The sequence below is a fragment of the Tumidithrix helvetica PCC 7403 genome (genome assembly GCF_965232925.1).
Taxonomy (GTDB): domain Bacteria; phylum Cyanobacteriota; class Cyanobacteriia; order Pseudanabaenales; family Pseudanabaenaceae; genus Tumidithrix; species Tumidithrix helvetica.
Map to the genome: position 1 here is coordinate 1 of NZ_CBDDRA010000064.1, position 1,754 is coordinate 1,754.

Here is a 1,754-nt window from a genome sequence, read left to right on the forward strand (position 1 = left end):
TTATGGGGAGACGAAAACAATCAAGCCGAGGAGACGACCATGCAACGAGTGATAGATTCATGTCCACTAATATATCGCATCGCTCCTTACATCAGACAAAGTATACCCTACAGAAAAGATTAAAGTAAAAAAGAGGAAGAAACTGCCAGATTTAGGGGACGACTATCCAACGAGAGTCAGTCGATGACTACTAACATATTGCATCGCCTCTAAATCCATTCCTACTTCATCCAAAACGAATTCTCAGGGAACAGCGTCAAAACCTTTTCCATAATCTTTTCGCCTTTGAAGTAGGAGGCATCTCCTCCCCAATTAAAATGATGGAGACTAATTTAACATGAACATTGATTATGTTGCCTACATTGGCATCGACTGGGCAGACCGAAAACACGATATTGCTCTCTATGACTGCGCTACAGACACTTGGGAAGAAAGCGTGATCTCAACTCGTCCCCAAGACATCTTGGATTGGGTAAATCAACTGCGGCAACGTTATGGCTCTGGACAAATTGCGGTTGGGTTAGAACAGAAACGAGGACCCCTACTCTATGCCCTCTGTCAGTATGACAACTTAGTACTAGTGCCAATAAATCCCCGCACTGTCGCCAATTACCGCAAAGCCTTTCAACCCTCCCGTGCCAAATCTGACCCAGTGGATGCCCGTATCCTAGTTGAACTAATGCAGAAGCATCAAGACAAACTAGAAATCTGGGTAGCTGGTTGTCCAAACCACCGTGCTCTTAGACAATGGGTCGAGTCACGACGAATGCTTGTCGGCGAGAAAGTACGTCTGACCAATCGGATCGCGGCTGCACTCAAATCCTATTTTCCACAAGTCCTCGATTGGTTTGAAGATAAGGATACGCTTGTATTTTGCGAGTTTCTAGAGAAGTTTCCTGATATTAAAGCATCTCAGTCTGCAACACCTGAGGTGTTGACGCAATTCTTTCATTCTCATCATGTGGTGCGTCAAACTGCGATCGCTCGGCGCATCCAACAGATTCAAGAATCTAGTCCACCGCTGACTGAAGATGTGGCAATCGTTGTGCCATTCCAAGCTCTTGTTCGTGCTTTGATTTCATTGCTAAAGGTTGTATTACAGCAGTTACTTAACTTTGAGCAAAGGATTGCTGGGTTGTTTGAGTCTTTACCAGATGCGGAATTGTTTCAGGCTTTGCCAGGTGCAGGACCTCATCTAGCTCCACGTTTATTAGCGACGTTTGGCGAAGACCGTAGTCGTTTTTCTTCAGCTCAGGCGTTTATGAGCTACATCGGCATTGCCCCAGTTAAGGAGGAAAGTGGTAAGAAACGTTGGGTTCATTGGCGTTGGTCTTGTCCCATTTTTCTGAGGCAAACTTTTGTTGAATGGGTAAATCAAGCTAGACGACATTCGGCTTGGTCGCAGGCGTTTTATCTACAACAAAAACAGGCGGGGAAAAGCCATCAAAAGGCGATTCGAGCTTTGGCTTACAAGTGGGGGAGGATTCTATGGCGTTGTTGGCAGGATGGGAAGCCTTATGATGAAGCGAAGTATCTTGAGGCTCTGCGACGCAAAAAATCTCCACTCATCCAATTACTGGCGGAGTAGAACTCTTTTTGTCTGATTCCTGTGAACGTAATGAGAGGATAAAGGAAAACCAAAAACAACTAGAAAGCCCTCTAGATATTAATTCCTCTTGAAAATATAGAACTCTATAGAAGGGAAGAACTTAAGATTAATCCATCCAATATCGAGAATTCCGAAGAAATGGAAT

1 protein-coding gene is annotated in these 1,754 nt (G+C 44.5%); it reads left to right on the forward strand.

Features of this window, described 5'->3' with window-relative positions:
- The first annotated feature begins 337 nt into the window (after positions 1-337).
- Positions 338-1,588, forward strand: a complete 1,251-nt coding sequence (locus tag ACP2WE_RS25955) for an IS110 family RNA-guided transposase (protein ID WP_425218411.1) — start codon at positions 338-340, stop codon at positions 1,586-1,588.
- Positions 1,589-1,754: the final 166 nt, after the last annotated feature.

What these genes read in the sequence shown, in the direction of transcription:
- ACP2WE_RS25955 (WP_425218411.1), top strand. Translation starts at nt 338, where the DNA reads ATGAACATTGATTATGTTGCCTACATTGGCATCGACTGGGCAGACCGA.